Here is a 25,768-nt window from a genome sequence, read left to right as displayed (position 1 = left end):
AAAGCAAAAATCAAGGGTTTCCCAGGAGTCCCGCCATGAGCACCCGCAAGCCGCCCGCCACCGCCGCCGCCAGCACCTTCGCCGCCCCGCGGGACCAGTTGGACCGCGAGCTCATCACCCTGCTGCAGGCCAACGCCCGCGAGAGCACGGCCAACCTCGCGCGCAAACTGGGCATCGCACGGACGACGGTGGTGGCGCGGCTGGCGCGGCTGGAGTCGGAAGGGGTGGTGGTGGGCTACACCGTCAAGCTGGGCTCGGAGGCCGCGGACCGCGGCGTGCAGGCCTATGTGGGCATCAGCGTGCAGGCCAAGGCCCAGCGCGAGGTGATCAAGCGCCTGACCCGCCTGCCCGAGCTGCGCCAGCTGGCCTCGGTCAGCGGCGAGTTCGACTACATGGCCCTGCTGCGCGCCGACACCACCATGCGCCTGGACGCCCTGCTGGACGAGATCGGCGAGACCGAAGGCGTGATCAAGACCACCACCTCGGTGGTGCTGGCCCTGCGCGTGGACCGCAGCGCGGGGGGCTGAGGGCCAACGGGCCTGGCGTCAACCTGGCACGCGGCTTGCACGTTCTCCGCAGCATCAGCCCTCATCCTTGCGGAGCGCACCATGAAGCTGCAGATCACGCCCCACCGTGGACACCGCCTGAGCACCGCGCTCAAGGTCCTGGCCCTCGTCGCCCTGGTCTGGGGCGTGGCCTACCCGGCCCTGCTGTGGGGCCTGCAGCAAGCCCTGCCCGTGGCCTGAGGGCCCGACCCGACACCTCCATCGCCCAGGAGTTTCGCGATGTCCTACCGCCCGCTTCCCATCGTCGCCCAGCACCGCCCCGCCGCCTGGCGTTCGCTGCTGCTGTGGGCCCTGCTGACCGCACTGGCCATCTCCGGCTTCTCCATGCTGAGGCAGCTGGAGGGGGATGCGGACATCGTCCAGGCACCGGCCGCCCAGCGCCCGGCCTGAGCCGGACTCAGGCCTGGCCGAAGGGGTCGTCCAGGGACTTCATCGGCGGCGTGAACCAGCGCGGGCCCTGGGCCGTCATGTACAGGTGGTCCTCATGGCGCACGCCGAACTCGCCGGGGCAGACGATCATGGGCTCGTTGCTGAAGCACATGCCCACGTCCAGCGGCGTCAGCTCGCCCTCGACCATGTAGGGCCACTCGTGGATGTCCAGCCCGCAGCCGTGGCCGGTGCGGTGCGGCAGCCCCGGCAGGCGGTAGCCGGGGCCCAGGCCCGCGGCCTCCAGAACGCGGCGCGCGGCGCGGTCCACCTCCTGGCAGGGCCGGCCCAGCTGGGCGGCCTCGAAGGCGGCCGCCTGGGCGGCCTGCTCCAGATTCCAGATCTCGCGCTGCCGCGCCGTGGGCGTGCCGAAGACATAGCTGCGGGTGATGTCGGACATATAGCCCTCGACCAGGCAGCCGGTGTCGATCAGCACCATGTCGCCTTCGCGCAGCAGCTGCGGCTCCTTCACGCCGTGCGGGAAGGAGGAGGCCACGCCGAAGAGCACGATCTTGAAGTAGGAGCCATTGGCGCCGACGCGGCGGTGCGCCTCGTCGATGAAGGCCGCCACCTCCGTGGTGGAGATGCCCTCGTGCAGGATGCTGGCCGCGGCGCGCTGCACCGCCAGGGTCATGTCATGGGCCCGCTGCATCAGGGCCAGCTCGGCCGCTGACTTGCGCATGCGGCAGGCCGCCGTCAGCGAGCGGGCGTTGACCCACTGCAGCGCCGGCGCCGCCTGGCGCAGGCCGTCGGACACGAAGAAGGGGCAGTCCTCGGACAGGCCCACACGCTCGCCGCCCCGCACGCCCAGCTCACGCAGCACCTGCGCCATCAGCGCATAGGGGCTCTCGTGCTCCTGCCAGAGGTGCATCTCGCCGGGCAGCAGCCAGTAGTCGCGCAGGGTGCCTTCCTCGAAGGCCGGCGCCAGGTACTGCAGCGGGCCCTCGGCCAGCACCAGGGCGCCCACCAGGCGCTCGCTGGGCGGCCAGACCAGGCCGCTGAAGTAGCGAAGATTGGTGCCGGCATGCAGGTAGACCGCCACCACGCCGGCCTCACGCATCAGGCCCTGCAGCTTGCGAAGCCGCGCCTCGTATTCCTCGACCGCAATGGGCTGCACGCCCGCCGTCATGCGGGCAAGCCCCGCCAGTGCCTGCGCCTGAGACTGCCCGCCAACGCCGATTGCCTTCATGGTCCATCCGCCATTCATTAAATATATTTGCAGAATACCATTTTCCGAATGGGCCGGAAGGGAGGGCTGTCACCGCTGCTTGCAATTTCCCTCCGCGCGGGGGATGGGCGCCTGCCCCTCTGCCTCCTATCGTGCGCCGGCGCCAATCGGGCGTGCCTCCCATCAATGATCGAAATGCGTCGAGCCCTGTCCCGCGGTCTGCTGCCCCTGACCCTTGCCTTGAGCGCCCTGTCGAGCCACGCGCTCGAGGTGTCGCCCGTCAAGGGCTACGCCGGCAATGGTGAGAAGACAAAGGCGATGGACGTCGTCAAGGTGTGGGCCGTCTGTGGCACCAGCTACTGCGAAGACACCCCGGCCGGCAAGCGCCGGGACATCGAACTGGTCGGCCGCGTCCGCGAGCAGACGCTCTTCAACCGCGACAAGGCCCTGATGGTGGGGCCGTCCATCGTGGCGCGGGAATACGCGGACGTGGCCAAGCGCCAGGGCGGCAAGCTCATCAACCAGCAGGAAGGCTCCAGCGGCCCCTTCATCTACCGCTTCGCGCGTGCGGACGGTGGCGCCGACTGGCTCGTCCTGAAAGACAACTACGAGGGCTACTACACCCTCATCGTGGTCGAGGAAGCCCAGCGCGAGAGCACCGTCACCATCTCGGCACAGGACATGTCCAACGCCTTGAAGTCCGAGGGCGACGTCGCCCTGTACATCGAGTTCGAGACGGCCAAGGCCGAGATCCTGCCCGCCGGCCAGGGCGTGGTGAAGGAGATCGTCACCCTGCTGCGCAACGAGCCGCAGCTGAAGCTCTCCATCGAAGGTCACACGGACAACACCGGCAATGCCACCGAGAACCAGCGCCTGTCCCAGGCCCGCGCCGAGGCGGTGATGAAGGCCGTGGTCGCCCAGGGCATCGACGCCAAGCGCCTCAGCGCCGTGGGCCATGGCCAGACCTATCCGATCGCGGACAACCGCAAGGACGCCGGCCGGGCCAAGAACCGCCGCGTGGAGCTGGTCAGGAAGGGCTGAGCCAGGCCCCTGGCGCGGCGCTCAGAGCAGGCCGCGCGTCTGGGCCATCAGGCGCGTCAGCCCCAGCATGGCATCGATGCTGGGCGTGGCCTGGCCCATGTGCTGGCCGATCTCGCGGACCACGGTCACCAGGGCGTCGAGCTCGATCTTGCGGCCCGCCTCCACGTCCTGCAGCATGGAGGTCTTGAAGGCGCCCAGCTTGCGCGTCACCTCGTGACGCTGCTCGGGCGTCTGGCCCACGGGGCAGCCGATGGCGTCTCCGATGGCCGAGGCCTCGCGCATCACGGCGCTCACGAATCCCCGCACCAGCTCGTCGTCCAGGATGCGGTCGCAGGTCGCGCCAGTCAGGGCCGAGATGGGGTTCATGGTCATGTTGCCCCAGAGCTTGTACCAGATGTCCTTCTGGATGCGCGGGGACACCGTGGCGTTGAAGCCCGCCCGCTGGAAAAGTGCGGCCCACTCGGCGATGTGCGCGGGCTCGCCGCCAGCCGGGTCGCCCAGGATCAGGCCCATGCCCATCACATGCTTCACGAGCCCGGGCTCCGGCGTGGCACAGCTGGCGTGCACGACGGAGCCGATCACGCGCTCCGCCGGAATCAGGGCAGCCACGCGACCGCCCGGGTCCACGGCCTGCAGCTGCAGGCCCTTGCAAGGGCCCTCCAGCTGCTGGAAGAACCACCAGGGCACGCCGTTCATGGCCACCAGCACGCGGGTTTCCGGGCCCAGCAGGCGCTGCACCAGGGGCGCCACCTCGGCCAGGGCCGGGCCCTTGACGGCCAGCACGATCAGGTCCTGCGGGCCCAGCTCCTCGGGGCGCTCGGAGGCGTTCACCGGCACGGTCAAGCGCTGCGGCGTGGCGTCGATGACGGTGTCCATGCGCAGGCCCTGCGCGCGCAAGGCGGCCAGCGTGGCGCCGCGGGCCACAGCGCTGAGCTGCACCTCGCCGCCCAGCCGGTGGCCCAGATGCCCCGCCACCCAGCCGCCGATGGCGCCCATGCCCACAATGCAGATCTTCTTCATTTCTCTTCCTACTGCCGGAATGCTGCGCGCAGTCTACGCGCGACCCGCGGCGCCGCCCCTGGGATGAGGCGGCCGCTCCCTGGGATGAACCGCCTTGGCAAGACCTGGCACGCTGCTATCGTGGCCGCCCATGACGGAGCCCGTGCCCCTTTCGCTTCCCCGCCGCTTCTGGTGGATCTACGCCTGCCTCCTGACCGGGGTCGCCCTCTTCTTTGCCGTGGCCGAGCTGCAGCACTACCTGCGCAATGGCGGCCGGCATGCCTGGGAGCCGTTCTTGTGGGAGTTCAGCTCGGTGCTGGTCGTGGCCGGCCTGCTGCCCCCCATCTTCCGCTGGCACCGGGCCAGCCTGGGTCGCGGCCTGGGTGCGCTGATCGCCCGCCATGCGCTGGGCTATGCGGTCTACACCGTGCTGCACGTGGCGGGCATGTTCGGCCTGCGCTTCGCCGCCTATGCGCTGACCTCGGTGGACTACGAGCCCGGCAACGCCTGGCAGGTGCTGGGCTACGAGGCGGCCAAGGACCTGGTCTTCTACGTCACCGATGTGCTGCTGTGCCACGCTCTATGGGTGCACCTGCGCGGCCAGCAGACGGCGCTGGAGATGGCCCGCATGCGCACCGAGCTGGCCCAGGCCCAGCTGGCGCGCCTGGCCGAGCAGCTGCAGCCGCACTTCCTCTTCAACAGCCTCAACCTGATCGCCTCGGTGATGTACGAGGACGTGGGCCGCGCCGATCGCCTGCTGTGCCAGCTCTCGGACCTGCTGCGCGCCTCGCTCTCGGCCCAGCAGCGCGGCTGGCAGACCCTGGCCGAGGAGATGGCCCTGATCCAGCCCTACCTGGCCCTCATGCAGGCCCGCTTCGGCGAGCGGCTGCAGGTGCACATCGAGCTAGCGCCGGGCACCGAGACCTGGCCCCTGCCGGCGCTGCTGCTGCTGAACCCGGTGGAGAACGCCGTCAAGCATGACGTGGCGCTGAGCCGCGGCGCCGTCGAGGTCTCGCTGCGCAGCCAGGCGGTGGACGGTGGCCTGCAGGTGGAGATCCGTAACAGCGGCGTCAGCGCCGAGCAGGTGGAGCGCGCCGGCGGCCTGGGCCTGAGCAATCTGCGCGAGCGCCTGCGCATGGCCTATGGCGAGGCGGCCCTGCTCTGGATCGGCCCCGACCAGGGCGGCACGCTGCTGCGCCTGTGGCTGCCCCGGAGGGAGGCGCTGGCATGAAGCTGCTGATCGTCGACGACGAACCGCCGGCCCGCGCCCGCCTGCGCCGCCTGCTGGCCGAGCACCCGCAGGTGCAGTGGATCATCGAGGCGGGTGATGGCGAGGAGGCGCTGGAACAGCTGCGCCGCCACCCCGACATCCAGGCCCTGATCCTGGACATCCAGATGCCCGGCCAGAGTGGCCTGGACCTGGCCCTGCAGCTGCCCGAGCAGCTGCCGGTGATCTTCTGCACGGCCTTCGACCAGCATGCGGTCCAGGCCTTCGACCTGCATGCGGTGGACTACCTGCTCAAGCCCTGCAGCCCCGAGCGCCTGGCCACGGCCCTGCACCGCCTGCAGGGTCGGCTCAACCCGGCTCAGCCGGCGGCGGCCAGTGCGCGCGGTGGCCTGATCGCGGCCCTGCAGCAGCTGCAGCCGGCGTCCGGCCACTGGCTGGTTCAGCGCCAGGGCAAGCTGCTCAAGCTGCCCCTGGCCGAGCTGCAGTGGGTGTCCGCGGCGGACAACTACATCGAGCTGCACGCCCCGCCCCACAGCTATCTGGAGCGTCGCACGCTCAGCGCCTTCCTGGAGCATCCGGCGGTGGCCGGCCAGTTCCTGCGCATTCACCGCAGCCATGCGGTCAACCCCGCTCACATCGACAGCATCGAGGCCCTGCCGCATGGGGAGGCGCTGCTGACCCTGCGCGGGGGCCAGCAGCTGCGGGTCTCGCGCAACTACCGCGATCAGCTGCGCGGCTGAGCGGGGGCGGCAGCGCCTTCCAGCTCGCGCGCCTTGAGCGCTGTCATCAGGCCCAGCAGGGTGGAGAAGGCATTGCTGCCTTCGGCCCCGCCGCCCAGCTGGATCTGCGGCACCAGGGGCACACGGGCGGTCTCGAAGGCCTCGGCCAGGCGCAGCATGACGGTCTGCATCAGCTGCTTGTCGGCGCCCTCACCTTCCAGCGCCTCGGAGCGCGCGCGGATGGCCGAGCCCTCGGCCTCGCCCACGCTGCGGATGGCGGCGGCGCGGCCCTGGCCCTCGGCCTCCTGGCGGTAGCGCTCGCCCTGCGCCAGGGCCTCGATCTCCTGGCGGCGCTTCTCGGCAGCCTTCACCGCGGCGGCGCCATGGTTCTCCTTGATGGAGATGTCCACCAGCGAGGCCGTCAGCTCCGCCTGCTTCTCGGCGCGCTTCTCGGCCTCGTTCAGCTCGCGCTGCTTGTTGGCCGCGATCTCCTTCTGCGCGAAGGTCTCGACCTGCTCGCGGGCGATCTGGCGGTCGCGCAGCTGGGCCATGATGGCCTCGATCTTGTGGTCGCCGGGCTGCGGGCGCGGCGTGCCGATCAGCACCTCCTGGAACTCCAGCGAGTAGGCCAGGAAGCGCTCGCGCATGTCCCGCGAGGCATTGGTCTGCAGCTCCGAACGCGACTGGATCAGCTGGATGAAGGTGTGCGTCTGCGAGACGTTCTTGAAGTAGCTGGACACCATCGGGTCCAGCGTCTGCTCCACCAGCTGCTTCACATTGCCGAAGCGCTGCACCACCATCGGCGCCTTGCGGTAGTCGATGTGCACCACCACGGACAGCGGCAGCTGCGGCTCGAAGGCGTCCTTGGTGATCAGCGTGATCTCGCGCAAGTTGGAGTCGAAGCTGGAGCCGCTCTCGCCGCTCTGCCACATCAGCACGAAATTGGTCGTGGGCACCAGCTCGATCTTGCCGGCGTAAGTGTTGAAGGCGTACTTGCCGGGCATCAGCGGCTCGCGCCAGACGCCGCGGCAGCCGGCATTGACCAGCTCGCCATGGCTGTACTCGCTGCCCGAGACGTCCTCGCCCCGCGCGCCGGTATAGGACACGACCACGCCCACATAGCCCACCGGGATGATGGTCTTGGCGATGAACTCCACCGTCGCGAAGAGGCGGTTGATGTAGTAGGTGCCTTCCACCAGCACGCGCTCCTGGCGGCCGCGGCGGCCCCCGGCGGCCAGGAAGCGCTCGGGCTCCTGGAAGCTGTTGTGGGCATCGCCCACGTCGGGCGCCAGCAGCTCGTCGCGCGAAAGCGCCGGGCCGTCCTGCACCGTCACCACGGCCAGCTGGTCGGAGTCATGGCTGCCGCTCTTTTCCTTGATGACGACCGGCGAGAAGGCGTTGCGCTCCTCAAGCAGGCCGCGCATGCGCTCGTAGTAGCTGCGCTCGTGCGCGTCCATATTGAGCGCGTAGGTGGACTCCTCGGTCATCACGACGAACAGCGCCGGGTTGATCACGTGCGTGCCCTCGCGCAGCACCTTGCGCTGCGGGCCCTTCTGGCCGCCGAGCTTCAGGAAGCTGCGCACGTCCAGGAAATCGCTGACAGCGGCATTGCTGGCCAGGGTCTGGCCGGCCGGCAGGTCCAGGCCATCGCGGGCGAAGACATAGCCAATCTTGCCCTGCGTCACCGAGACCATGGGATGGATGTGCACCCGGTACTGGAAGGGCGTGAAGAAATGGAAGCCGCCGCGGCGCAGCTCGGGCTGGAAGCCCGCCTCGCCCTGCAGCGCCAGCAGGCCGGCCTGCACCGAGCCCCTGGCACTCCAGAGCTTCTCGACCACGCCGACGCGGTCATTGGGGATGTAGCGCACCACGCCGGCCGCGTACAGCAGCAGCACGATGAAGCCGATACCGCCGAAGCCCAGCAGCAGGGACAGCAGCACGGGGGACAGTTCAAACCAGGACATGGATTCCTCCTCTTTCTTTTCCCTGGCGGCAGACCCTCTGCCTGCGTCGCCAGGGCCTGTTTGTCCCTCCGCGCTCATCAGGAACGCATAAGGGCGGCCGCGGCGCGTGCAGCTCACCCCAGGCCGACCACCACTCGCCCCACAGTCGGTGGCGAGGCGCCCTGCGCAACGGATGATCGCGTCCATGAACACCGCCTCCCACTCCCGCCTGCTCTTCATCGACTGGTTGCGCATCGCCGCCTTCGCGCTGCTGATCCCCTACCACGTGGGCATGTACTACGTGAGCTGGGGCTGGCACGTGAAGAATGCGGTGATCCACGAGTCCATCGAGCCCCTCATGCTGCTGAGCAACCCCTGGCGCATGGGCCTGCTCTTCCTGATCGGCGGCGTGGCCGCCAGCCAGCTGATGGGCAAGCTGCAGAACCGCTGGAGATTCGTCCGCGAACGCAGCAGCCGCCTGCTGTGGCCCCTGCTCTTCGGCATGGCCGTGGTCGTGCCCATCCAGCCCTATCTGGAGGTGGTGCAGAAGCTGGGCTACGCGGGCAGCTACCTGGACTTCCTGGGCCTTTACTTCAAGGCCTACCACGGCTTCTGCGAGGGCGACAAATGCCTGTCTCTGCCCACCTGGAACCACCTCTGGTTCCTGCCATATCTGTGGATCTACTGCCTGCTGGGGGCGCTGCTGGCCAAGCCCCTGGCCCTCGGGGGTCAGGTCTTGCAGCGCGGGCTGCAGGGCCCGCGCGGCGGCCTGTGGCTGGCGGGCCTGTGCCTGCCCCTGATGGCCGCCCGCGGCTTCTACGGCCTCTTCCCCGTCACCCACAACCTCACCTGGGACTGGTACAACCACATGGTCTCGCTGTGGCTGTTCCTGGTCGGCTGGATGGCGGCCTCCCAGGCGCCGGCACTCTGGACCTGGGCCGAACGCCTGCGCTGGCCCGCCCTGGTGGTCTTCCTGGCGGGCTGGGTGGGTTTCGGGCTCTACATGCGCCATTACGCCGACCACGACCCCTCGCAGCTCGTGCTCTACACCCAGCGCCTGCTCTACGGCCTGAAGCAGGGCACCGCCCTGCTGGCTGTGCTGGGCTTCGGCAAGCGCCACCTGGACCGTGACCACCGCTGGCGCGCCGGCCTGAGCGCCGCCGTCTTCTGCGCCTACGTGCTGCACCAGAGCGTGATCGTGGGCCTGACGCCCCTGCTGGAGCCTCTGCAACTGCTGGACAGCCTGGAGGCCCTGCTGCTGATCGGCCTGACCTTCCTGACCTGCGCTTTGGTCTACCGACTGGCAAGACCTGTCCCCGGCCTGCGCCGCCTGCTGGGCATCGCAGCACCCAAGGCTGCACCGCGGCAGGCGACCGCACGTGAAGCTGCCGCGGCAGGAACCCTGGGCGCCGTCACCCAGCGCTCCTGACGGCCCCGCGCGCCCGACGCGGGCCAGCACGACAAGCCGCGCCGCTTCAATGCGGTGCGGCTTCATGCGTTGCGCGCGAATCGCCGCGCCGCATGCCACCTGCCATCCCGGCAGTGGCCCCTCCACGACAGCCTCCGCCTTGGACGCGTCGCCACGCCGGCAAGCCCACACCCGCTGCCCGCCTGATTCCGTGCCCGCCATTCGCGGCGAGGGCCCCGCCATCGACCGCACCTGATGCACCCATCCCGGGCGCAGTGCCTAGCCTAGTCAGACAGCTGTAAGACATTGCAGGTGTGCGGATGAAGCCGCAGCCATACAGTTCCGCCCGCGAAACTGCCACTTTGAGCAGTCAACGGCGATGGACGTTCATGGGAAGTACGCTGTGTATCAACAAGGGATAGAGGTGAGGTGAAGTTTCGAACCCGTGAGGGTCTGGTATGCGGCATGCACCAGCCCTGTGAATTGGCATCCCGGATTCAGTGCCCATGACCGCAGCGGGCGAGCGCTACCAGTCCATGCGCCCCCGGCTTCCCTGACGACTGTCACGAGACCGGCCGCTGTGCGGCTGCGCATCGGACCTGCCCGAAGGGTCACTTGATCATTGAAACCGCCAAAGTATTGTCAATGGGCGGTCATCCACGCTTGGCATAAATGAGCCCATGAACGGGCCTCAGGGGCTGCTGCGCGTTGATGCAGCGCCTGTTGAAACAAGCCAAAACAATAATCACCTAACCCGTTACCTAAATGGTGACGCGCCGGGGCAAATCGGTGGCTAGCATCGCTGCGCCCGGCTGGCCTGCCAAGGGGAGATGTCATCACATGAACCGCAGATCGAGGCTGATGTAACAACTGCAAACGTTTACTCGCCCAGGTACAGCTCAAGCGATGCACCAACCCGCGGCGACGGCGCTGACGCGGACGAGACCCGCGGGCCACACAGGGGCGGGACAAGCCAGACGGGGGCCGATGCTGCCGCGCGCAAGGGCGCAGCGCCTGAAGACCGGCGCCCCGGGCCATGCCTGAGGCCCGGCGTGAACGGGCATGGATCACCGGAAATGAATATCGGGGCGGGTCGCTGGATTGCTTGCCGAAGGGCCATCGATGGGTCTCCCCGCAGGATGGAAACCTTCAGGCGGCACAGCGGCAGATTTTTGAATCCATAGTGTCCATTGCTTTAATCAACCAGTTACACGCACTCAGTTTCAAGAGAGTTTCTTATTTTTGACAGCACGAGCTGCACTGCTGCTGAAAACCCAGGAGATCCGTTCATGAAGGCGACAGACCGGCAGCGGATGGCGACAGCAGATGGCGACAGCGAATAGGGAAAGCCATTCACGCCAGAGAGGGGCGGAGAACACTGCCAATAGGGCAAGCGGTTTTTGCACCTGGCTTTCGCACCTGGTTTTCGGCTTGTCCGAATGGGCGCATCGAGCGGAAACATTCTTTTTATTTCGAATCGGAGCTTGAGAATGATTGACGAAACCGTGCATGACACCGTGCATTACGACCCCCGCAGCAAAGAGGTGCTCGAGAGCCCCTTCGCCGCCTATGCGGAGCTGCGGGAAAAGTGCCCGATCCACCGCTATGACGGCATGGATCCCACGTTCTATTCGGTCACCCGGTATACCGATGTCCGCGAGGTCTTGAACGACGTCGATACCTGGTCCAGCGCCAAGGGCACCACCTTGATGCACCTGGGTCACCCGGTGGGGGTGCTCTCGGATCCGCCGGAGCACACCGAGTTCCGCAAGCTGTTCCAGTCACGCCTGCTCCCCAAGGCGCTGGCCCATCACGCGAAGCACGTCGAAGAGGTGGTGCACCAGCTGCTGGACCGCCTGCAGCAGTCCGACGAGGGCGATCTCTACGAGGACTACGCGTCCTTGCTGCCGCTCACCGTGATCTGCCAGCTGCTTGGCCTGCCCAGCGATCTCGAGACCGTGCAGCACCTGCGCGGCATCACGGATGACCTGGTGGCCTCGGGCTTCGGCGGCGGCAATCCCAAGCGCAGCGACTGGCTGGAGCGCTACACCGAGCTGGCGCGCTTCTTCAACGTGCACATCCAGCAGCGCCGGGAGATCGCACGCCAAGCGGGCATCGAGAAGCTGTCGATGGAACACGTCGGCACCGTGCTGCCGGACGACCTCACCTCGCTGTTCGTCTGCGCCACCTATCAGGGCGAATACCTGCGCGACTCCGAGATCCAGTTCACGCTGTACGGCCTGCTGCTGGGCGGCAGCAAGGCCACCAGTGGGCTGATCTCCAACCTCTTCATGCGCCTGCTGGAAGAGCCCTCGCGCTGGGAGCAGGTCAAGGCCAACCCCGACCTCATCGACATCGCCATCGAGGAGAGCCTTCGCATGGATGCACCGACGCTCGGCATGTGGCGCACCAGCACCTGCCCGGTCACGATGCATGGCGTCGAGATCCCTGAGAACGCCAAGCTGATGGTGTTGTACGGCTCGGCCAACCACGACGCCTCGGTGTTCTCCGACCCCGAGACCTTCCGCCTCGACCGCTCCATGGACGAGTTGCGCAAGCACGTGGCCTTCGGCTTCGGTCCGCACTTCTGCGCCGGGGCTCACCTCGCGCGCATGGAGGCGCGCATGACCCTCGTCGAAGTCATCCGCCGCATGCCCAAGCTGCGCATGAACGGAACGCCGGAGCGCCTGACCACGACCTTCTCATTCTGGGGTCGCAAGAAGCTGCCGGTGGCGTGGGGTTGAGCCCTATGTGGACAGGGCTTCTCGGGCCGGTGGATGCCGCCGGCGCACGACGCACCGCGGTGATGGACAGCATCCGGACGCTCAGCCATGGCGAGCTGCGGACGCGGGTCGATGCCTTCGCCGCCCGGCTGATGCAGCTGGGCGTGCGACCAGGCGACAAGGTCCTGATCGTCACCGGCAAGGACGTAGAGACCGTGGTGGCGCTGTATGCCGTCATGCGATGCGGCGCCGCCTATGTCCCGGTGGACCGGGCCGCGCCGCTGGCACGGCAGCTGGCCATCGCGACGGAGGTCTCCGCACGCGCCTGCATCGCCCCGGGCGAGCGGCTGTCGTCGCTGCTGGCGGCCTGTGACACCGTGGTCGACCTTGACACCGTGCTGCAGGCGCCGGAGGTCCCGGCAGAGTTCCCCGCGCTGCAGCCGGACGGGGTGGCCTACCTGATCTTCACGTCGGGTTCAACGGGAAGGCCCAAGGGTGTGGTGATCACCCACGGCAACCTGGCGGCGCTCTTCGATGCGCATCGCGCCTCCCTGCAGATGGACGAGCACTCGGTGTGCATGAACACCACGCCCTTCTACTTCGACGGATCGGTGGGGGACTGTCTGTTCCCGCTGTCGCTGGGGGCTGCCGTGCAACTGTCGCCGGCGCTCCCCGTCCCGACGACGCTGCTGCGCCTCATGCAGGACCGGCGCGTCACGCACCTGTGCATCGTGCCCTCGTCGCTGGACAGGCTGGCCGACGTCGGCGCCACGGAGCGCGTCTACGACCTCTCGCACCTGCAGACCCTCATCTTCGGCGGCGAGGCAGCGGACGTGCAGCTCCTCGAGCGCTGGCGCAAGGCCTGGCCCCAGCTGCGGCTCATCAATGGCTACGGGCCGACCGAGGCCTGCTATGTCTGCGTCAGCCGCGTCTGGGAGCCTGGTCAGCCCCTGGGCCAGGGCCCGCTGCCCATCGGCCGGCCCTACCGCGGCATGCGCGCGGTGCTGCTGGATGACGAGGGACAGCTGCTGCACGAGGTCGCGGACGACATGCCGGCGGCCAGCGATCGGCTGATCGAGGGCGAGCTGGCGCTGGCCGGCCCGCAGCTGAGCCCGGGCTACTGGCAGCGGCCCGTCGAGGATGCTCGGGCTTTCATGCAGATCGCGGGCGAGCGCTTCTATCGGACCGGTGACATCTGCCGGTTGGACGAGGCCCACGAACTCGTCTACTGCGGCCGCAAGGACGCCGAAGCCAAGATCAATGGCTATCGCATCCACATGGCCGAGGTCCAGGCCGGGCTGTGCGAGCAGGACCTGGTCCGGGACTGCCTGGCCTTCCCGGTGCGGCTGGCGGGCAAACCCGCCGCGCTGGGCTGCGCACTGGCCTGCACCCGCGAGGTGACACGTGCCGAGGTGCTGGCCTGCGCCCGCGCGGCCCAGGAGCGGCTCCCGGCCTACATGGTGCCCAAGTACTTCCTTGTCGTCTCCGGCGGCTGGCCGCTGCTGCCCAGCGGCAAGGCCGATGTGCGCAAGGTCAGCGACCTTCTTCACGACTGCCTCGCTACCACCGAGGACAGCGTCTTCTTCAGTGCAGCAGACGGCCAACCGCCCAGTCTCGCCTGCATCCAAGACCTTCAAAAAAAGGAATCAGCGTGGACAAAGAACTGAAAGACCTGGTGCTTTCCTTGCTGCAGCAACAGCTGCCGCAGGGCTATCGATCCGAACCGCTTTCGCAGGACTCGCGGCTGCTGGACTTCGGCCTCGACTCCCTCAACATGATGTCCTTCTGGGTGGCCATCGAGCGCCAGGGCCCGGCCGGCATCGACATCGGCCGCCTGGACTTCGGCGCGATGGAGACCGTGGCCGACGTCCTGCGCCACGTCGAGCGCCTGTGTGACTCGATACCCGCCGCATCATGAGTGCCTGCGCATTCCCCTCCGAGGCCGCAACGGCCCAGGGCGCGGGCAGCCGCCAGTCCCTGGTGCAGGACGTAGTGACCATCCATACGCTGGGGCCGGAAGGTACGAGCAGCGAGTACACGGCCAAGCACATCGCCGGCCGGGTGCGGGCCGCGTCTGCGGCCGTGAGGCTGCATCGCACCTTCGAGGACGCCAGCGCCGCGGCACTCGAGACGGGCAAAGACGTGCTGCTGGTGGCCAACGCCTATCCCGATGTGCGGCGCTTCTACATGGACCGGTCCCTGTCGGTGCTGGGCTGCCTGATCTACAAGACGCCGCTGTACGGGCTGGCCGTGCGCGCCGAGCAGGAGACCCTGCCGCCGCCCGACGGTCCCTTGCAGGTGGTCACGCATCCCTCGCCCGTGGCCCTGTTCGGCGTGCTGGCGCCCAGCGAGATGCGCGGATCCGAGGTCAAGTTCCACCTGGCCACGTCCACCTCGAACGCGGCGGCCCGCGTGCGCAGCGGCGAGTTCTCCCTGTGCATCACCAATGAGACCTCGGCTCGGCTGGAAGGCCTGCGCTTCATCGGCCAGATGCTCCCCATCACCATGGTCTGGAGCCTGTTCTGCCCCCGGTCGGACCATGCCCGCGCGGTCGAGCTGTTCCGCGACGCCGTGCCCTGCCTCAGCGAAACGCCCTGACGCCACCAGGCAGGCCGTGGCCGACGCCCCCCTGACGAAAGCATAGAAAGGATCGAGATGAATTCCTCGACACAGAGCCCCGCCAATCAGGCTCGCAAGATCTACCTGATGGAGACCACGCTGCGCGACGGCGAACAGGCGCCCTACGTCAATTTCTTCGCACCGGAGCGGCTGCTGATCGCCAAGGCGCTGGCAGATACGCTGACTGAAGATGACACCCTGGACGTCGGCTTTCCCGCCAGCTCCAAGGCCGAGTTCGACTCCATCGCCAGCATCAGTCGCGAAGTGGGTCATCTGCACCTGCTGGGCCTGGCCCGCATGGTGGAGCGGGACATCGATGCCGTACGCGAATCGCTGGGCGATCACCCGCGCCGCCGCATCGCGCTGATCGTCCCGACCTCCGACTCGCACCGCCAGTTCAAGCTGGGCATCACGCAGGAGGAGCTGGTGACACGCGCGGTGACGAGCCTGCGCTATGCACGGCGCTTCTTCGACTACGTCGAGGTGGGTTTCGAGGATGCCACCCGATCGCGCCGCGAGTTCATCTTCGAGCTGGCGACGCGGCTGATCGCCGAAGGCGCCACCTGCGTCTGCCTGCCCGACACCATCGGCTGCGCCACGCCCGAGGAATACGGTGACCTGTTCGCGGCCATGCGCTCGCAAGTGCCCAACATCGGCAACCTGGAATACCTCGAAGCCCATTGCCACAACGACCTAGGCCTGGCCTTGGCGAACTGCCTCGCCGCCCTGCGAAACGGGGCGAACATGGCGGGCACGGCCTTCAACGGCATTGGCGAGCGTGCCGGCAACACCAGCACGGAAGAGCTGCTGATGGTGATGCGCACCAAGCCGGAGGCCTACCCCAACGTCAACACCGATCGCTACGCGTACCACAAGATCGCCGAATGCAGCGCGCTGGTCGAGCGCTGCTCCGGACTCAAGGTGCAGGCGCACAAGGCCATCGTCGGTGCGAACTGCTACCGGCATGAGTCCGGCATCCACCAGGACGGCCTGCTGAAGGCGCCTGCGCTGTACCAGGCCTTCGGGCCCGACGTGATCGGCGCCACGGTGGAGCAAATCGTCATTGGCAAGCACTCGGGCGTCAACGGCATGCGCCAGTGCCTGCAGCGGCTGGGCATCGCCGCGGACGCCACGCAAGCGGCCGAGGTGCTGCGTGCGGTGAAGGAGCGGCTGGCCACGAAGCGCAGCGTCGACGATGACGAAATCCTGGCACTGGCCCATGCCAGCGGACTCCAAGCTGCAGCCGTGCCGGATATGGCGGCCTGACGATGCCTGCGCGCGCCAACGTCATCCGCGAGGTGCTTGCCCGCATGGAGCGCATGGGGCCAGACGTGCTGTCCCTGGCCGGCGGCATGCCGGGCGCCCACGCCTACCCGCACCGCTTCGAGGCGCACCTGCACCAAGCCTTCGCCGGGGCCGCTGCTCCGGGTGCCGTGATGGGCTACGGCGACCCGCGCGGCCATGCGCCGCTGCGCCGCGCGGTGGCCGATCTCGCCGCGTCCTGGGGCATGGAGATGGCACAGCGCGAGCTGCTGATCACCACGGGCGGACAGCAGGGGCTGTACCTGGCTGCACGCACGCTGCTGAAGGCCGGCGACACGGTGGTGGTCCCCAAGCCCACCTACCCCGGCGCCCTGCAGATGTTCCAGCTGTGCGGCCTGACGCTGCAGGAGGCGCAGACGGACGAGCAGGGCCTGCTGGTGGACGACGCGCTGGAGCAGCTGCTGGCCCGCGGCGCGCGCTGCATCTACCTGATCCCGGACTTCGACAACCCCACCGGGGCGACGCTGCCAGAGCCGCGGCGCCAGCGCCTGCTGGCCCTGGCCGCCCGCTTCGATGCCTGGGTGATCGAAGACCTGGCGTATCGCGAGCTGCGCTACGACGGCATCGCGCCGGACCTGCTGTCGGCCGCCTGCCGGGGCCAGGAGGCTCAGCGCGTGGTCACGGTGGCCTCCTTCTCCAAGTCGGTGATGCCGTCGCTGCGCACAGGCTGGGTCAGTGCCGCGCCGGCGCTCATCGAGCGCATGACGCAGCACTTGCAAGCCCTGCAGCTGACCGGCAGCCCGCCGCTGCAAGCGGCGCTGACCGCCTTCCTGCAGGATGGCTATGCCGAACACTTGGCGACGGTGCGTGCGGGCTACCGGCAGCGCCGCGATGCCTTGGCCGACGCCCTGCGGCGGCACTTCCCCCAGGCCCGCCTCCAGCTGCCGCAGGGCGGCTTCTTCGTCAGGCAAGACCTGACCCCTGGGGTGGATGAGTCGGCCGTCTTCGAATATGCACTCGAGGCGGAACGCGTGGCCTGCATTCCCGGCGCCGGCTTCTCGGCCTCGGGCACGCCGGGCGGCTTCCTGCGCCTGTGCTTCAGCACGCTGGACGAGCCAAACCTGGCCGAGGCCGTGCACCGGCTGGCACGCGCCCATGACCGGGTAGGCGGCCAGGCCTTGCAGCAGCCCACGGCGGTGCCGGCATGAACACCGCCTCGCCGGCCGCCGGGGGCCCCGCGGCTCGCTCAGTCCGTGGCGTCCGCCACGTCGATGAGCGCGCCTTCGGCCTCCCAGTGCTCGACCTGCGCGATGTCGCGCAGGAACTGCTGCTCGTCCTCGTGCACCAGCACCACCCAGCCGGGGGACGAATAGAGGTCGGCCGTGGGCACGGCATGGTGGCCAACGCCGAAGGTGCGCTTCAGCTCGAAGAACGAGGGCAGCGACTTCATCGCCTCGTCCATCGGGAAGCCACGGACCCGCCCCGTCTTTGCATTGACGAAGCAGTAGGCCACGGCCTTGGCGCTGAAGGCATTCACCTCGCGAGCGGCCTGCGCAAAGCGCTCGGGCGCCACATAGCTGTCGGCCAGCAGGGCCTGCGGTGCGTGACGAGCGCAACGCTCGACGATCAACGGACCGGAGACGCCCCCATGGAGCCGGGCCCCGACCTCGATCAGCACGGGGCCGTCCTCGGTCAGCATGATTTCGCTGTGGGCCGCGCCCTGCGTGATGCCCAGGGCATCCAGCACCGCATCGTTGTAGGCGATCAGGGCCTCGGCAGCGGGGCCTGTGGCCGGCAGGAAGTAGGTGCGGCGGTACACGAAGGCGCCGTTGATCACGTCCTTGCGGTAGCGACAGAGATTGGTCGTGTAGTGCCGGCCCGCGCAGCTCACGGTGTCCACCACGTACTCGGTGCCCGTCACGTATTCCTGCAGGATGGCCTCGTCGTTGGCCAGCCCCAGGAAGTTCCGCTTCTCCAGGATGGCCCTCACACCCGCCGCCAGTTCCTCGGGGTCGGCGCACAGCCGCACGCCATCGGATCCCGCGGAGGCCGCAGGCTTCACCACCACCGGCCAGCGGCCCTGGGCCGCCGCCCAGTCCTGCGCCTCGGCAACGCTGCCCACGCGCGCCTGGCGGATGGCGCGCAGGCCGGCGCGGGCGATGGTCTCCTGCATCAGGTACTTGTGGCGCCGCGCTGCGGCGAGCTCCGGCTGGTTGTGGGCCAGGCCCATCGCCGCGGCGAGCTCATTGGCCAGCGTCACGCCCGACTCGGTGCCCGGCAGCACGCAGCGCACCGGACCCTGCGCGGTGATCGACGCGATGCAGTGCTGGAGCGCGCCCTCGAACAGATGGTGCTGCTCAAAGTCCTGCGCGATCAACGAGGCGCCGAGCGCCGTGCTGGCGGGATCTGCCGTGTGCAGTGCGATGCACTGGAAGCCACGCTCACGGAAGGCCGGCGCGAGCAGTTTCCCACTCGAGTACGGATCAACGATGACGATTCTCTCGGTGTTCATTGACATTCAAATAATTGTTCAAAACGGTAGGCGATGATGACAGGTTTGACTTTTGCACAGAAGGTACTTTCGAAACATGCGGGTCGATCCGTAAAGCCCGGTGACATCGTGTTCGCCGACATCGACCTGATGATGGCGACGGACGGCACCTTGCCGATCGCGGCCAAGCAGTTCGAAAAGTTCGGCGGTCGCGTGGCCCATCCGGAACGCGTGGTGCTCGTGCAGGACCACTACGTGCCGGCCAAGGACATCGTCTCGGCCAACGCCTCGCGTGTCACGCGCGAGTTCGCACGCAAGCACGGGATCGCGCATCACTTCGAGGTGGGCCGAGGCGGCATCTGCCACCACGTGCTACCCGATGCGGGGCTGACCTTCCCCGGTGACCTCATCATCGGCGCGGACAGCCACACCTGCACCTACGGCGCTTTCGGCGCCTTCGGCACGGGCGTGGGCAGCACCGACTTCGCCTACGCGCTGGCCACAGGCAAGCTGTGGTTCCGCGTACCGCAGACCATCAAGGTGGTGCTGCACGGGCGCAAGGGCCGCTACGTCCAGGGCAAGGACATCGCGCTGGCGCTGCTGGCCCGGCTCACCATCGACGGCGCGACCTACGAGAGCATCGAGTTCACCGGCGAAGGCGTGGCGGACCTCTCCATCTCCGATCGCATCACCATCTGCAACATGGGCATAGAGGCCGGCGCCAAGGCGGCCTCCTTCCCCGTGGACGACGTGACCCGCGAATTCCTGTCGAAGTTCAGTCACCGCCCCATCGAGGCGGTGCACGCGGACCCCGACGCCCACTACGCGCAGGTGGTCGAGCTGGACATCAGCGCCCTGAAGTGCCTGGTCGCGCGCCCGTCCACGCCGGACAACGTCTGCGAGGTCTCCGCGCTGTCCTCGCAGCCGGTCAAGATCGATCAGGTCTTCATCGGCTCCTGCACCAACGGCCGCATCGAGGACATGCGCCAGGCCGCGGAGATCCTGAGCCGCGGTGACGTCCATCCGGACGTCCGCCTCATCGTGACGCCCGGCACCCAGGACATCTTCACCCAGATGGCGGCCAATGGCCTGCTGGAGGTTTTCTCACGCGCTGGCGCAGCGATCACCCCGGCCACCTGCGGCGCCTGTGTGGGCGGCCACATGGGCATCCTGGGCGATGGCGAGGTGTGCCTCTCCACCTCCAACCGCAACTTCGTCGGCCGCATGGGCTCCAGCTCGGCCAGCGTCTACCTGTGCAACCCCTACGTGGCCGCGGCCTCGGCACTCAAGGGCTACATCTGCAGCCCGGACGATCTCTGAGCCCTGGATGGAATCCGCAACATGAACAGCAACATGACGCGCAAGCGACTCCTGATGATTGGCGGCTGGACGGACCTGTTCGAGAAGTCCAAGGCCTGCGGCTTCGACCTCACCGTCATCCAGCGCAAGAGCGACCTCAAGACCCGCGACTTCGAGGTGGCTGACCACCTCGCCACCCTGCCGATGAACAGCCCCGAAGTGGTGGAAGTCGCCTGCGCGATGCACCGCGAGCAGCCCTTCGATGCGGTCATCTCCTTCCAGGAGTACGGCGTGCTGAACGCCGCCAGGATCGGCGACCGGCTGCAGCTCTTCAGCAACCCGCTGGCCGCGGTGGAGCTGGCCCGGGACAAGGGGCTGATGCGACAGCGCCTCGTCGATGCAGGCATCCCCTCCATTCCCTTCGCGCTGGCGTCCTCGGCGCAGGAGGTGCTGGACTTCGCGTCGAAGGTCGGGTGGCCGGTCATCGTCAAGCCGGTCAACGCCTCGGGCAGCGACTGCGTGCGCAAGCTCACCGCGGCGTCCGAGGTGGCCGAGGCGGTCGATCGCATTCTGCGTACGCACCCGCATGCGCATGTGCTGGTGGAGCAGTACATGGTGGGTCCGGAGGTCAGTGTCGAGGGCATCAGCTGGGACGGACAGCACCGCATCCTCGGCACCACCGACAAGATCACCACGGGCGCACCCAACTTCGTGGAGCTGGGGCACACGCATCCCTCCAGCCTGCCGGCGGACACCCTGGCGCAGATCGAGGCCATGACGCTGCGTGTGCTGGAGGCGGTCGGCCATCGCCATGGCCCTTCGCACACCGAGATCATCGTCACCGCCGACGGACCGCGGCTCGTGGAGACGCACACGCGCACCGGCGGCGACCGCATCTTCGAGATCGTCGAACTCGTGCATGGCGTGGACCTGTTCACGTCGACGCTGCAAGGCTTTGCCGGCGACTTCCCCGCGCTGCCCGAGCAGCCGGCGTCGGCAGCGGCCATCCGCTTCTTCCACCTGCCGCCAGGCCGCGTGTCGGTGCTGGAGGGCATCGAGGAGGCCCGCCAGATGCCCGGCGTCGTGCGTGTGGATCATTCGCTGGCCGTAGGCAAGGAGGTCGGTCCACTGCGCCACTCCGGCGATCGCATGGGCTACATCCTGGTCCAGGCGCCCACGCGGGAGCAGGCGGTGGCGCGCGTCGAGGCCGCCATGGCGCAGGTGCGGATCGAAGTGGAGCCGCCGCAGGCACCGGCGGCGTCCACCGCGACCGCGGCTCTGGCTGCTTGAAGGAGGCTGCATGAATCCCATCGATCCCCTCCAGCAGCTCGCGTGGCGCGAGCACGGCGCTCAGGCCGGCGATCTCCAGGCCGAAGACGCCGGCTTCCAGGCGCAGTTCCACCGGGTGTCGCCGCGCTACGAGCCCGTGATCTATCCCCTGCCCCTGTTCAGTGCCTCGTTCCTGGACGATCTCGTCCACTCGGGACGCGCGGTGCTGGCGCTGATCCTCTCCATCCCACAGCGGATCTACGGCGGGGACTACGCCGCCTGGCTGCGCTTCCAGGGCTGCCCGGATGATGAGGCCGCCTTCCTGCTGCCAATGTGCACGGCGCGCAGCATCGAGGTCGCCACCCGCTTCGCACGGCCCGACTGCCTGCTGACGCCGGAGGCCTTCCGCATCGTCGAGATGAACATCGCGCCGCCCATCGGCGGCATTGCCGACTGCAACCGCATGGTGACGGAGTTCCGCGCCTCGCCATTTGGCCGGCACCTGGCCGGGCAAGGAGTGAAGGCCCAGGCGCCCGACACCCTCGCCTGCTGGGGCGACGCCGTGCGCGCTGTGGCCCGCGCCAGTGCCGCGCGCCGCGGGCAAGGCGTCGAGCCGCTGTTCTTCGAGGCCCTGGCAGATCCCGCCGAGGTGGCTCAGGCCAATGCCCAGCATGCGGACTTCGTCCAGGGCATTCGCGACAGCGGCTTCCGCCACTGCAAGGGCAATGTCCAGGATCTGTGCGTGCGGGACGACGGCGTCTACTTCGGCGAGCAGCGCGTGGACCTGGTGTTCACGGCCTTCACCTTCTCCGAACTGCAGACTTTCAAGGTGCCACGTCGCCTGGTGCTGGACCTGGTGGCTGCTGATGCGGCCGGCCTGGTGGACTTCATCGCGCCGCCGGTCAACATCCTCTTCGACAACAAGTGCAACCTGGAGCTGCTGACCTCGCCCGAGTACGCGAGGCACTGGTCGGACGCTGAGCGCCAGCTGATCGCCCGGACCCTGCCGCTCACGCAGCGGCTGCGCCAGGAACGCCTGTCGACGGCCCTCGAGCAGCGCGAGTCCCTGGTGCTGAAGCCGACGCGGCAGTTCGGCGGCGCCGGTGTCGTGGTGGGCGCCAACTGCACGGACGCGCAATGGCGTGCCGAGCTGGATCGTGCACTGGCCAGCGGCGAGCCCTGCGTGCTGCAGGAGACGGTGCACGAGCTGTTCCGGCTTGAGGTCGACTGCGGCGGTGCGCCCGTCAGGTACGAGGTCTGCGCCGGTCCCATGTACTTCGGCAACCGGGACGCCGCGGTGTTCCTGCGGCTGATGCCGGCCCGCGACGGCGTGGTGCCCGTGATCAACGCGGCGCGCGGCGCGCGCATGGGCGTGGCCCTGGCGAGGCGCGCATGACGGCCCTGGCGTCGCTCGCCGTCCGCCCGGCCCGGCTGCACCGCTTCCGCAGCGAGGCGCCGGCTGAGGCAGGCCATGTGGTCTGCATGGCCGGTGCCGGGGCGGGTCACGGGCAGTTCACCGAGCTGGCCCAGGCCTGCGCGGGCCGGTGGCATGTGCATGCTTTCCAGGCCTTCGACTTCACCCCGGACGAGTCGGGCGCATCGCCACGGCTCGCCGACGTGGCCGAGGCCTTCGTGCAGGCCCTGCGTGAGCTGCCGCCGCCATACCGGTTGGTCGGCCATTCAGCGGGGGCCTTTGTCGCCTACGAGGTCGCTGCCCTGCTGGACTTGCAGGCCTGGTCGCAGCTGCTGATCGTGGACGCCTACCTCCCCCGGCCCGACAAGCCCCTGCTGGACGCCGAGGCCGGTGCGCATGGCGCGCTGCAGGCCTTTGTCGCGGCGATGGTGCAGCAGCTTCCCGCCCTGGCCCCGGCCCTCGCCGACTTGCAGGACCTGGGCTGGGACGATGCGCCGGAGCGCCTGAGCATCGCCCTTCGACGCCATGGGCTCTTCCTGCCGGCGCGGGAGATCGCCGCGCGCCTGCTGCATTTCCGCCACTACACCGGCTTCCGCTTCCAGCCTGAGGCTCGCCTGCCGGGTGCGCGGACGACGCTGGTGCTGGCCTCGGACATGACCTTCGCCGAGTGCGGACTGCCGCGTCGCGACGCGCAATGGCACCCGGGCTTCGACCAGCCTCCGCGGGTGCACACCGTGCAGGGCGACCACTTCTCCATGCTCCGTCGGCCGCATGTCGACACCCTGGCCGCCTTGCTGGACCCACAGCCAGCAAGACCTGACCCCATCGTCCCTCACCGGTCCTTCCCATGAACACGCAAACCCAACAGGCCCTGACCGGGCCGACTCCTTCCCTGCTCCCGGTGTACGTGCTCGTCTCCGGGCGGTCGATCAGCGCGTTCGGGGCCTTGCTCACCACCTTCGCGCTGGACGTCTGGGTCTACAAGACCACCGGTTCCTACGAGATCTTCGCTTGGCTGGCCGTGCTGGCGATGTTGCCGGGCGTGCTGGTCTCGCCGCTCGCGGGCGTCTGGGTCGATCGCCTGCCCAAGAAGACGGTGCTGATCGGCTGCGAGCTGGCAGCGCTGGCGGCCACAGCCGCCGCCTGGCTGGCCCTGCAGGCCGGTCAGCTCCAGGTGCCGCTGGTCGGGATGGCCATGGTGGTGCTGGCCACCGCCGAGGCCTTCCGCTGGCCGGCGCTGGGCGCTGCGGTGTCCCTGCTGACGCCTGCGCCGCAGCTGGGTCGCGTGAACGGCATCGCCGAATCCTGCCGGGCCATCACGGTCATGGCCGGCCCCGTCACCGGCGCCGCGATCCTGCAGTGGATGGGCATGGGGACCATCCTCGCCTTCACCTCACTGAGCTACGTCCTGCTGCTGTGCACGCTGGTGATGATCAGGTTCGACGAGCCCGCGTCGGCGAGTGCCGCGCGCAAACCCGGCCAGGGGGCGCTGCAGGGCCTGTGGCACGAGATGAAGGAGGGCCTGGCCTGGCTACGCGGACGCCCGGACCTGTGCCGGCTGCTGGGCTATTTCGCCGCGGCGAACTTCGCCTTCTCGGTGTTCGTGGTCACGCAGTCGCCGTATGTCCTTTCCTTCGCGAACACCCACGTCCTCGGCCTGTGCTTTGCGGGCGATGGGCTGGGTGTGCTGATCGGCGGGCTGGTGTTCAGCCGGATCGGGCAGCGCACGGACCTCAACCGCGTCATCCTGGCCGGCATCGCCGCCGAGGCCGCCACCATGGTCGTGTGGAGCCTCAGCCGGGTCGACTTCATGCTCTACGTCTGCGCATTCGGCATCGGGCTGCTGGCCTCGGCCGTCAATGCAGCCAGCCAGACGACCTGGCAGTCGTCCGTGCCTCTGGTCTACCAGGGCCGCGTGTTCTCGCTGCGCTCGATGGTGGCGTCCTCGCTGGCGCCGGTGGCCGTGCTGCTGTCCATCCCCTTGTCGCAGCGCCTCTTCGCGCCGCTGGTCGCGAGCGAGTCGTGGATCGCCGCGCCGTGGGGCAGCGGGCAGGCCGCCGTGCTGGGGCTGATGGTGGCCCTGCTGGCAGGCGGCATCGTGCTCCTGTCGCTCCTGCTGTCGGTCACCGGCGGCCTGGCCTTGCGCGTCAACGATGCGCAGCAGGCGGGTCAATGAACGGCAGCAAGGGATTGCGTTCAGGAAAGGCGCGCTGATGCCAATACGGATAGGGCACCGACGGGGCGCTGGCCTCGTCCAGCCGACGCATGTGCGCATCGTCGAGGCACCAGCCGGTGGCCTCGATGTTGCTGCGCAGCTGTGCTTCGCTGCTGACGCCGATGATGAGGCTGGCCACGGTCGGCCGTTGCAGCAGCCAGTTCAGGGCGACCTGCGCCTCGCTCCTACCGGTGTCACGCGCGACATCGCCCAGCGCGGCCAGCACGCGCTGCAGCAGGGCCTCGTCGTACACCGGCGGCGCGTAGGGGGGCGTCTGCTCCTGGTGGCGCGCGCCGGCCGCAGCGGCCGTGCCGCCCCGCAGCCGTCCCCAGCCCAGCGGGCTCCAGACCAGGGCCGAGATGCCCTGGTCCAGGCCCAGGGGCATCAGCTCCCATTCGTAGTCACGGCCGATGAGCGAGTAGTAGACCTGGTGCGCCACCAAAGGCTGCCAGCCGCGGTGCAGGGCGGCCGACTGCGCCTTCATCAGCTGCCAGCCCGCGAAATTGGAAACGCCCAGCTGCCTCACCTTGCCGGCGCGCACCAGGCCGTCCAGGGTCTCCATGGTCTCCTCGACGGGCGTCAGCGCATCGAAGGAATGGAGCTGCAGCAGATCGATGTAGTCGGTCTGCAGGCGCTGCAGCATGCCGTCCACCGCGGCCAGCAGATGCCGGCGGGAGGCGCCCACCTCGTCCGGTCCCGGGCCGCTGCGCAGGCCGACCTTGGTCGAGATCAGGGTCCGGTCCCGCCGGCCGGCCAGCGCCTGGCCCAGCACCCGCTCGGCATTGCCGCCGGAATACACGTCAGCGGTATCGAACATGTTGAGCCCGGCATCCAGACAGATGTCGACCATCCGCCGGGCCTCGGCCACGTCGCCTCCCGACCAGGCGCCAGGCGCAAAGCTCGCCGTCCCCAGGGTCAGGACGGGCACGGAAAGGGCGTGATCGCCCAGCCAACGACGTTGCATAGAGGAAGTTCCT

23 protein-coding genes are annotated in these 25,768 nt (G+C 68.6%); 18 read left to right on the top strand and 5 right to left on the bottom strand.

What is annotated here, in order from left to right; all coding sequences use genetic code 11:
- Positions 1 to 35 precede the first annotated feature (35 nt).
- The 3 genes from ABDJ40_RS20200 to ABDJ40_RS20190 all read left to right on the top strand — a co-directional run bounded on the left by ABDJ40_RS20200 (position 36) and on the right by ABDJ40_RS20190 (position 956).
- Positions 36 to 527 carry an Lrp/AsnC family transcriptional regulator gene (locus ABDJ40_RS20200; RefSeq protein ID WP_269631309.1) on the top strand — a complete coding sequence of 164 codons (492 nt, stop codon included), beginning with the start codon at positions 36 to 38 and terminating at the stop codon, positions 525 to 527.
- 81 nt (positions 528 to 608) lie between these two features.
- On the top strand, positions 609 to 746 hold the full coding sequence (locus ABDJ40_RS20195; RefSeq protein WP_269631308.1) for a hypothetical protein: 138 nt from the start codon (positions 609 to 611) through the stop codon (positions 744 to 746).
- A gap of 39 nt (positions 747 to 785) precedes the next feature.
- A complete protein-coding gene (locus ABDJ40_RS20190; protein ID WP_347612350.1) occupies positions 786 to 956 on the top strand; it encodes a hypothetical protein in 171 nt (56 codons plus the stop codon).
- A 7-nt stretch (positions 957 to 963) separates the two neighbouring features.
- Here the strand turns inward: ABDJ40_RS20190 and ABDJ40_RS20185 are convergent, their stop codons facing one another.
- Entirely contained in the window at positions 964 to 2,181 is a 1,218-nt protein-coding gene (locus ABDJ40_RS20185; protein WP_347612348.1) for a M24 family metallopeptidase, read from the bottom strand.
- A 174-nt stretch (positions 2,182 to 2,355) separates the two neighbouring features.
- Between ABDJ40_RS20185 and ABDJ40_RS20180 the strand changes: the two genes are divergently transcribed.
- Positions 2,356 to 3,201 (top strand): OmpA family protein, encoded by an 846-nt coding sequence (locus tag ABDJ40_RS20180; RefSeq protein ID WP_347612347.1) that lies wholly within the window; start codon positions 2,356 to 2,358, stop codon positions 3,199 to 3,201.
- 21 nt (positions 3,202 to 3,222) lie between these two features.
- On the opposite strand, the gene ABDJ40_RS20175 is transcribed toward ABDJ40_RS20180, so the two are convergent.
- Complete coding sequence (locus ABDJ40_RS20175; protein WP_347612346.1) at positions 3,223 to 4,221, bottom strand: 2-dehydropantoate 2-reductase; 999 nt, start codon at positions 4,219 to 4,221, stop codon at positions 3,223 to 3,225.
- A 142-nt stretch (positions 4,222 to 4,363) separates the two neighbouring features.
- On the opposite strand from ABDJ40_RS20175, the gene ABDJ40_RS20170 reads away from it, so the two are divergent.
- Complete coding sequence (locus ABDJ40_RS20170; RefSeq protein WP_347612344.1) at positions 4,364 to 5,431, top strand: sensor histidine kinase; 1,068 nt, start codon at positions 4,364 to 4,366, stop codon at positions 5,429 to 5,431.
- Positions 5,428 to 6,168 carry a LytR/AlgR family response regulator transcription factor gene (locus ABDJ40_RS20165; protein WP_347612342.1) on the top strand — a complete coding sequence of 247 codons (741 nt, stop codon included), beginning with the start codon at positions 5,428 to 5,430 and terminating at the stop codon, positions 6,166 to 6,168. The genes ABDJ40_RS20170 and ABDJ40_RS20165 overlap by 4 nt, the downstream gene beginning before the upstream one ends.
- Here ABDJ40_RS20165 and ABDJ40_RS20160 read toward each other — a convergent pair.
- Entirely contained in the window at positions 6,153 to 8,111 is a 1,959-nt protein-coding gene (locus ABDJ40_RS20160; RefSeq protein ID WP_347612340.1) for an SPFH domain-containing protein, read from the bottom strand. The two genes, ABDJ40_RS20165 and ABDJ40_RS20160, sit on opposite strands and share 16 nt — an antisense overlap.
- Before the next feature lie 184 nt (positions 8,112 to 8,295).
- Between ABDJ40_RS20160 and ABDJ40_RS20155 the strand changes: the two genes are divergently transcribed.
- The 7 genes from ABDJ40_RS20155 (at position 8,296) to ABDJ40_RS20125 (ending at position 17,311) form a co-directional block, all read left to right on the top strand.
- Positions 8,296 to 9,519, top strand: coding sequence for an acyltransferase family protein (locus ABDJ40_RS20155; RefSeq protein WP_347612339.1), 1,224 nt, complete (start codon positions 8,296 to 8,298; stop codon positions 9,517 to 9,519).
- A gap of 1,469 nt (positions 9,520 to 10,988) precedes the next feature.
- Complete coding sequence (locus tag ABDJ40_RS20150; protein WP_347612338.1) at positions 10,989 to 12,242, top strand: cytochrome P450; 1,254 nt, start codon at positions 10,989 to 10,991, stop codon at positions 12,240 to 12,242.
- 5 nt (positions 12,243 to 12,247) lie between these two features.
- Positions 12,248 to 13,888, top strand: coding sequence for an amino acid adenylation domain-containing protein (locus ABDJ40_RS20145; protein ID WP_347612337.1), 1,641 nt, complete (start codon positions 12,248 to 12,250; stop codon positions 13,886 to 13,888).
- Complete coding sequence (locus ABDJ40_RS20140) at positions 13,873 to 14,139, top strand: phosphopantetheine-binding protein (RefSeq protein ID WP_347612335.1); 267 nt, start codon at positions 13,873 to 13,875, stop codon at positions 14,137 to 14,139. The genes ABDJ40_RS20145 and ABDJ40_RS20140 overlap by 16 nt, the downstream gene beginning before the upstream one ends.
- Entirely contained in the window at positions 14,136 to 14,819 is a 684-nt protein-coding gene (locus tag ABDJ40_RS20135) for a hypothetical protein (protein ID WP_347612334.1), read from the top strand. The genes ABDJ40_RS20140 and ABDJ40_RS20135 overlap by 4 nt, the downstream gene beginning before the upstream one ends.
- A 57-nt stretch (positions 14,820 to 14,876) precedes the next feature.
- A complete protein-coding gene (locus ABDJ40_RS20130; RefSeq protein ID WP_347612333.1) occupies positions 14,877 to 16,106 on the top strand; it encodes a LeuA family protein in 1,230 nt (409 codons plus the stop codon).
- A 2-nt stretch (positions 16,107 to 16,108) separates the two neighbouring features.
- The gene (locus ABDJ40_RS20125; RefSeq protein ID WP_347612332.1) at positions 16,109 to 17,311 is read left to right on the top strand and encodes an aminotransferase-like domain-containing protein; all 1,203 of its coding nucleotides are present in this window, start codon (positions 16,109 to 16,111) and stop codon (positions 17,309 to 17,311) included.
- Positions 17,312 to 17,349: 38 nt separating this feature from the next.
- Here the strand turns inward: ABDJ40_RS20125 and ABDJ40_RS20120 are convergent, their stop codons facing one another.
- Positions 17,350 to 18,615, bottom strand: a complete 1,266-nt coding sequence (locus ABDJ40_RS20120; RefSeq protein ID WP_347612330.1) for an ATP-grasp domain-containing protein — start codon at positions 18,613 to 18,615, stop codon at positions 17,350 to 17,352.
- Positions 18,616 to 18,648: 33 nt separating this feature from the next.
- On the opposite strand from ABDJ40_RS20120, the gene ABDJ40_RS20115 reads away from it, so the two are divergent.
- From ABDJ40_RS20115 to ABDJ40_RS20095, 5 genes are read left to right on the top strand one after another with little or no spacing between them, the layout of a single operon-like run.
- On the top strand, positions 18,649 to 19,914 hold the full coding sequence (locus ABDJ40_RS20115) for a 3-isopropylmalate dehydratase large subunit (RefSeq protein ID WP_347612329.1): 1,266 nt from the start codon (positions 18,649 to 18,651) through the stop codon (positions 19,912 to 19,914).
- A gap of 21 nt (positions 19,915 to 19,935) precedes the next feature.
- Positions 19,936 to 21,183, top strand: a complete 1,248-nt coding sequence (locus ABDJ40_RS20110; protein WP_347612327.1) for an ATP-grasp domain-containing protein — start codon at positions 19,936 to 19,938, stop codon at positions 21,181 to 21,183.
- A gap of 10 nt (positions 21,184 to 21,193) precedes the next feature.
- Complete coding sequence (locus ABDJ40_RS20105; RefSeq protein ID WP_347612325.1) at positions 21,194 to 22,558, top strand: hypothetical protein; 1,365 nt, start codon at positions 21,194 to 21,196, stop codon at positions 22,556 to 22,558.
- Positions 22,555 to 23,427 carry an alpha/beta fold hydrolase gene (locus ABDJ40_RS20100; protein WP_347612324.1) on the top strand — a complete coding sequence of 291 codons (873 nt, stop codon included), beginning with the start codon at positions 22,555 to 22,557 and terminating at the stop codon, positions 23,425 to 23,427. The genes ABDJ40_RS20105 and ABDJ40_RS20100 overlap by 4 nt, the downstream gene beginning before the upstream one ends.
- Positions 23,424 to 24,752 (top strand): MFS transporter, encoded by a 1,329-nt coding sequence (locus ABDJ40_RS20095; protein ID WP_347612322.1) that lies wholly within the window; start codon positions 23,424 to 23,426, stop codon positions 24,750 to 24,752. Before ABDJ40_RS20100 ends, ABDJ40_RS20095 begins: the two co-directional genes overlap by 4 nt.
- Here the strand turns inward: ABDJ40_RS20095 and ABDJ40_RS20090 are convergent.
- A complete protein-coding gene (locus ABDJ40_RS20090; protein WP_347612321.1) occupies positions 24,724 to 25,755 on the bottom strand; it encodes an aldo/keto reductase in 1,032 nt (343 codons plus the stop codon). The genes ABDJ40_RS20095 and ABDJ40_RS20090 overlap by 29 nt on opposite strands.
- Between the last annotated feature and the right edge of the window lie 13 nt (positions 25,756 to 25,768).

It is taken from the genome of Roseateles flavus (genome assembly GCF_039872765.1).
Taxonomy (GTDB): Bacteria; Pseudomonadota; Gammaproteobacteria; order Burkholderiales; family Burkholderiaceae_C; genus Roseateles_B; species Roseateles_B flavus.
The sequence above is the reverse complement of the archived record's forward strand: the minus strand, read 5'-3'. Positions and strand labels throughout refer to the sequence as shown.

Bases quoted from the DNA above. Each gene is read 5' to 3' on its own strand.
- ABDJ40_RS20165 (WP_347612342.1), top strand. From the start codon at position 5,428: ATGAAGCTGCTGATCGTCGACGACGAACCGCCGGCCCGCGCCCGCCTG.
- ABDJ40_RS20160 (WP_347612340.1), bottom strand. From the start codon at position 8,111: ATGTCCTGGTTTGAACTGTCCCCCGTGCTGCTGTCCCTGCTGCTGGGC.
- ABDJ40_RS20135 (WP_347612334.1), top strand. From the start codon at position 14,136: ATGAGTGCCTGCGCATTCCCCTCCGAGGCCGCAACGGCCCAGGGCGCG.
- ABDJ40_RS20130 (WP_347612333.1), top strand. From the start codon at position 14,877: ATGAATTCCTCGACACAGAGCCCCGCCAATCAGGCTCGCAAGATCTAC.
- ABDJ40_RS20115 (WP_347612329.1), top strand. From the start codon at position 18,649: ATGATGACAGGTTTGACTTTTGCACAGAAGGTACTTTCGAAACATGCG.
- ABDJ40_RS20145 (WP_347612337.1), top strand. From the start codon at position 12,248: ATGTGGACAGGGCTTCTCGGGCCGGTGGATGCCGCCGGCGCACGACGC.
- ABDJ40_RS20155 (WP_347612339.1), top strand. From the start codon at position 8,296: ATGAACACCGCCTCCCACTCCCGCCTGCTCTTCATCGACTGGTTGCGC.
- ABDJ40_RS20100 (WP_347612324.1), top strand. From the start codon at position 22,555: ATGACGGCCCTGGCGTCGCTCGCCGTCCGCCCGGCCCGGCTGCACCGC.
- ABDJ40_RS20175 (WP_347612346.1), bottom strand. From the start codon at position 4,221: ATGAAGAAGATCTGCATTGTGGGCATGGGCGCCATCGGCGGCTGGGTG.
- ABDJ40_RS20195 (WP_269631308.1), top strand. From the start codon at position 609: ATGAAGCTGCAGATCACGCCCCACCGTGGACACCGCCTGAGCACCGCG.
- ABDJ40_RS20090 (WP_347612321.1), bottom strand. From the start codon at position 25,755: ATGCAACGTCGTTGGCTGGGCGATCACGCCCTTTCCGTGCCCGTCCTG.
- ABDJ40_RS20185 (WP_347612348.1), bottom strand. From the start codon at position 2,181: ATGAAGGCAATCGGCGTTGGCGGGCAGTCTCAGGCGCAGGCACTGGCG.
- ABDJ40_RS20095 (WP_347612322.1), top strand. From the start codon at position 23,424: ATGAACACGCAAACCCAACAGGCCCTGACCGGGCCGACTCCTTCCCTG.
- ABDJ40_RS20180 (WP_347612347.1), top strand. From the start codon at position 2,356: ATGCGTCGAGCCCTGTCCCGCGGTCTGCTGCCCCTGACCCTTGCCTTG.
- ABDJ40_RS20190 (WP_347612350.1), top strand. From the start codon at position 786: ATGTCCTACCGCCCGCTTCCCATCGTCGCCCAGCACCGCCCCGCCGCC.
- ABDJ40_RS20200 (WP_269631309.1), top strand. From the start codon at position 36: ATGAGCACCCGCAAGCCGCCCGCCACCGCCGCCGCCAGCACCTTCGCC.
- ABDJ40_RS20125 (WP_347612332.1), top strand. From the start codon at position 16,109: ATGCCTGCGCGCGCCAACGTCATCCGCGAGGTGCTTGCCCGCATGGAG.
- ABDJ40_RS20120 (WP_347612330.1), bottom strand. From the start codon at position 18,615: ATGAACACCGAGAGAATCGTCATCGTTGATCCGTACTCGAGTGGGAAA.
- ABDJ40_RS20150 (WP_347612338.1), top strand. From the start codon at position 10,989: ATGATTGACGAAACCGTGCATGACACCGTGCATTACGACCCCCGCAGC.
- ABDJ40_RS20110 (WP_347612327.1), top strand. From the start codon at position 19,936: ATGAACAGCAACATGACGCGCAAGCGACTCCTGATGATTGGCGGCTGG.
- ABDJ40_RS20105 (WP_347612325.1), top strand. From the start codon at position 21,194: ATGAATCCCATCGATCCCCTCCAGCAGCTCGCGTGGCGCGAGCACGGC.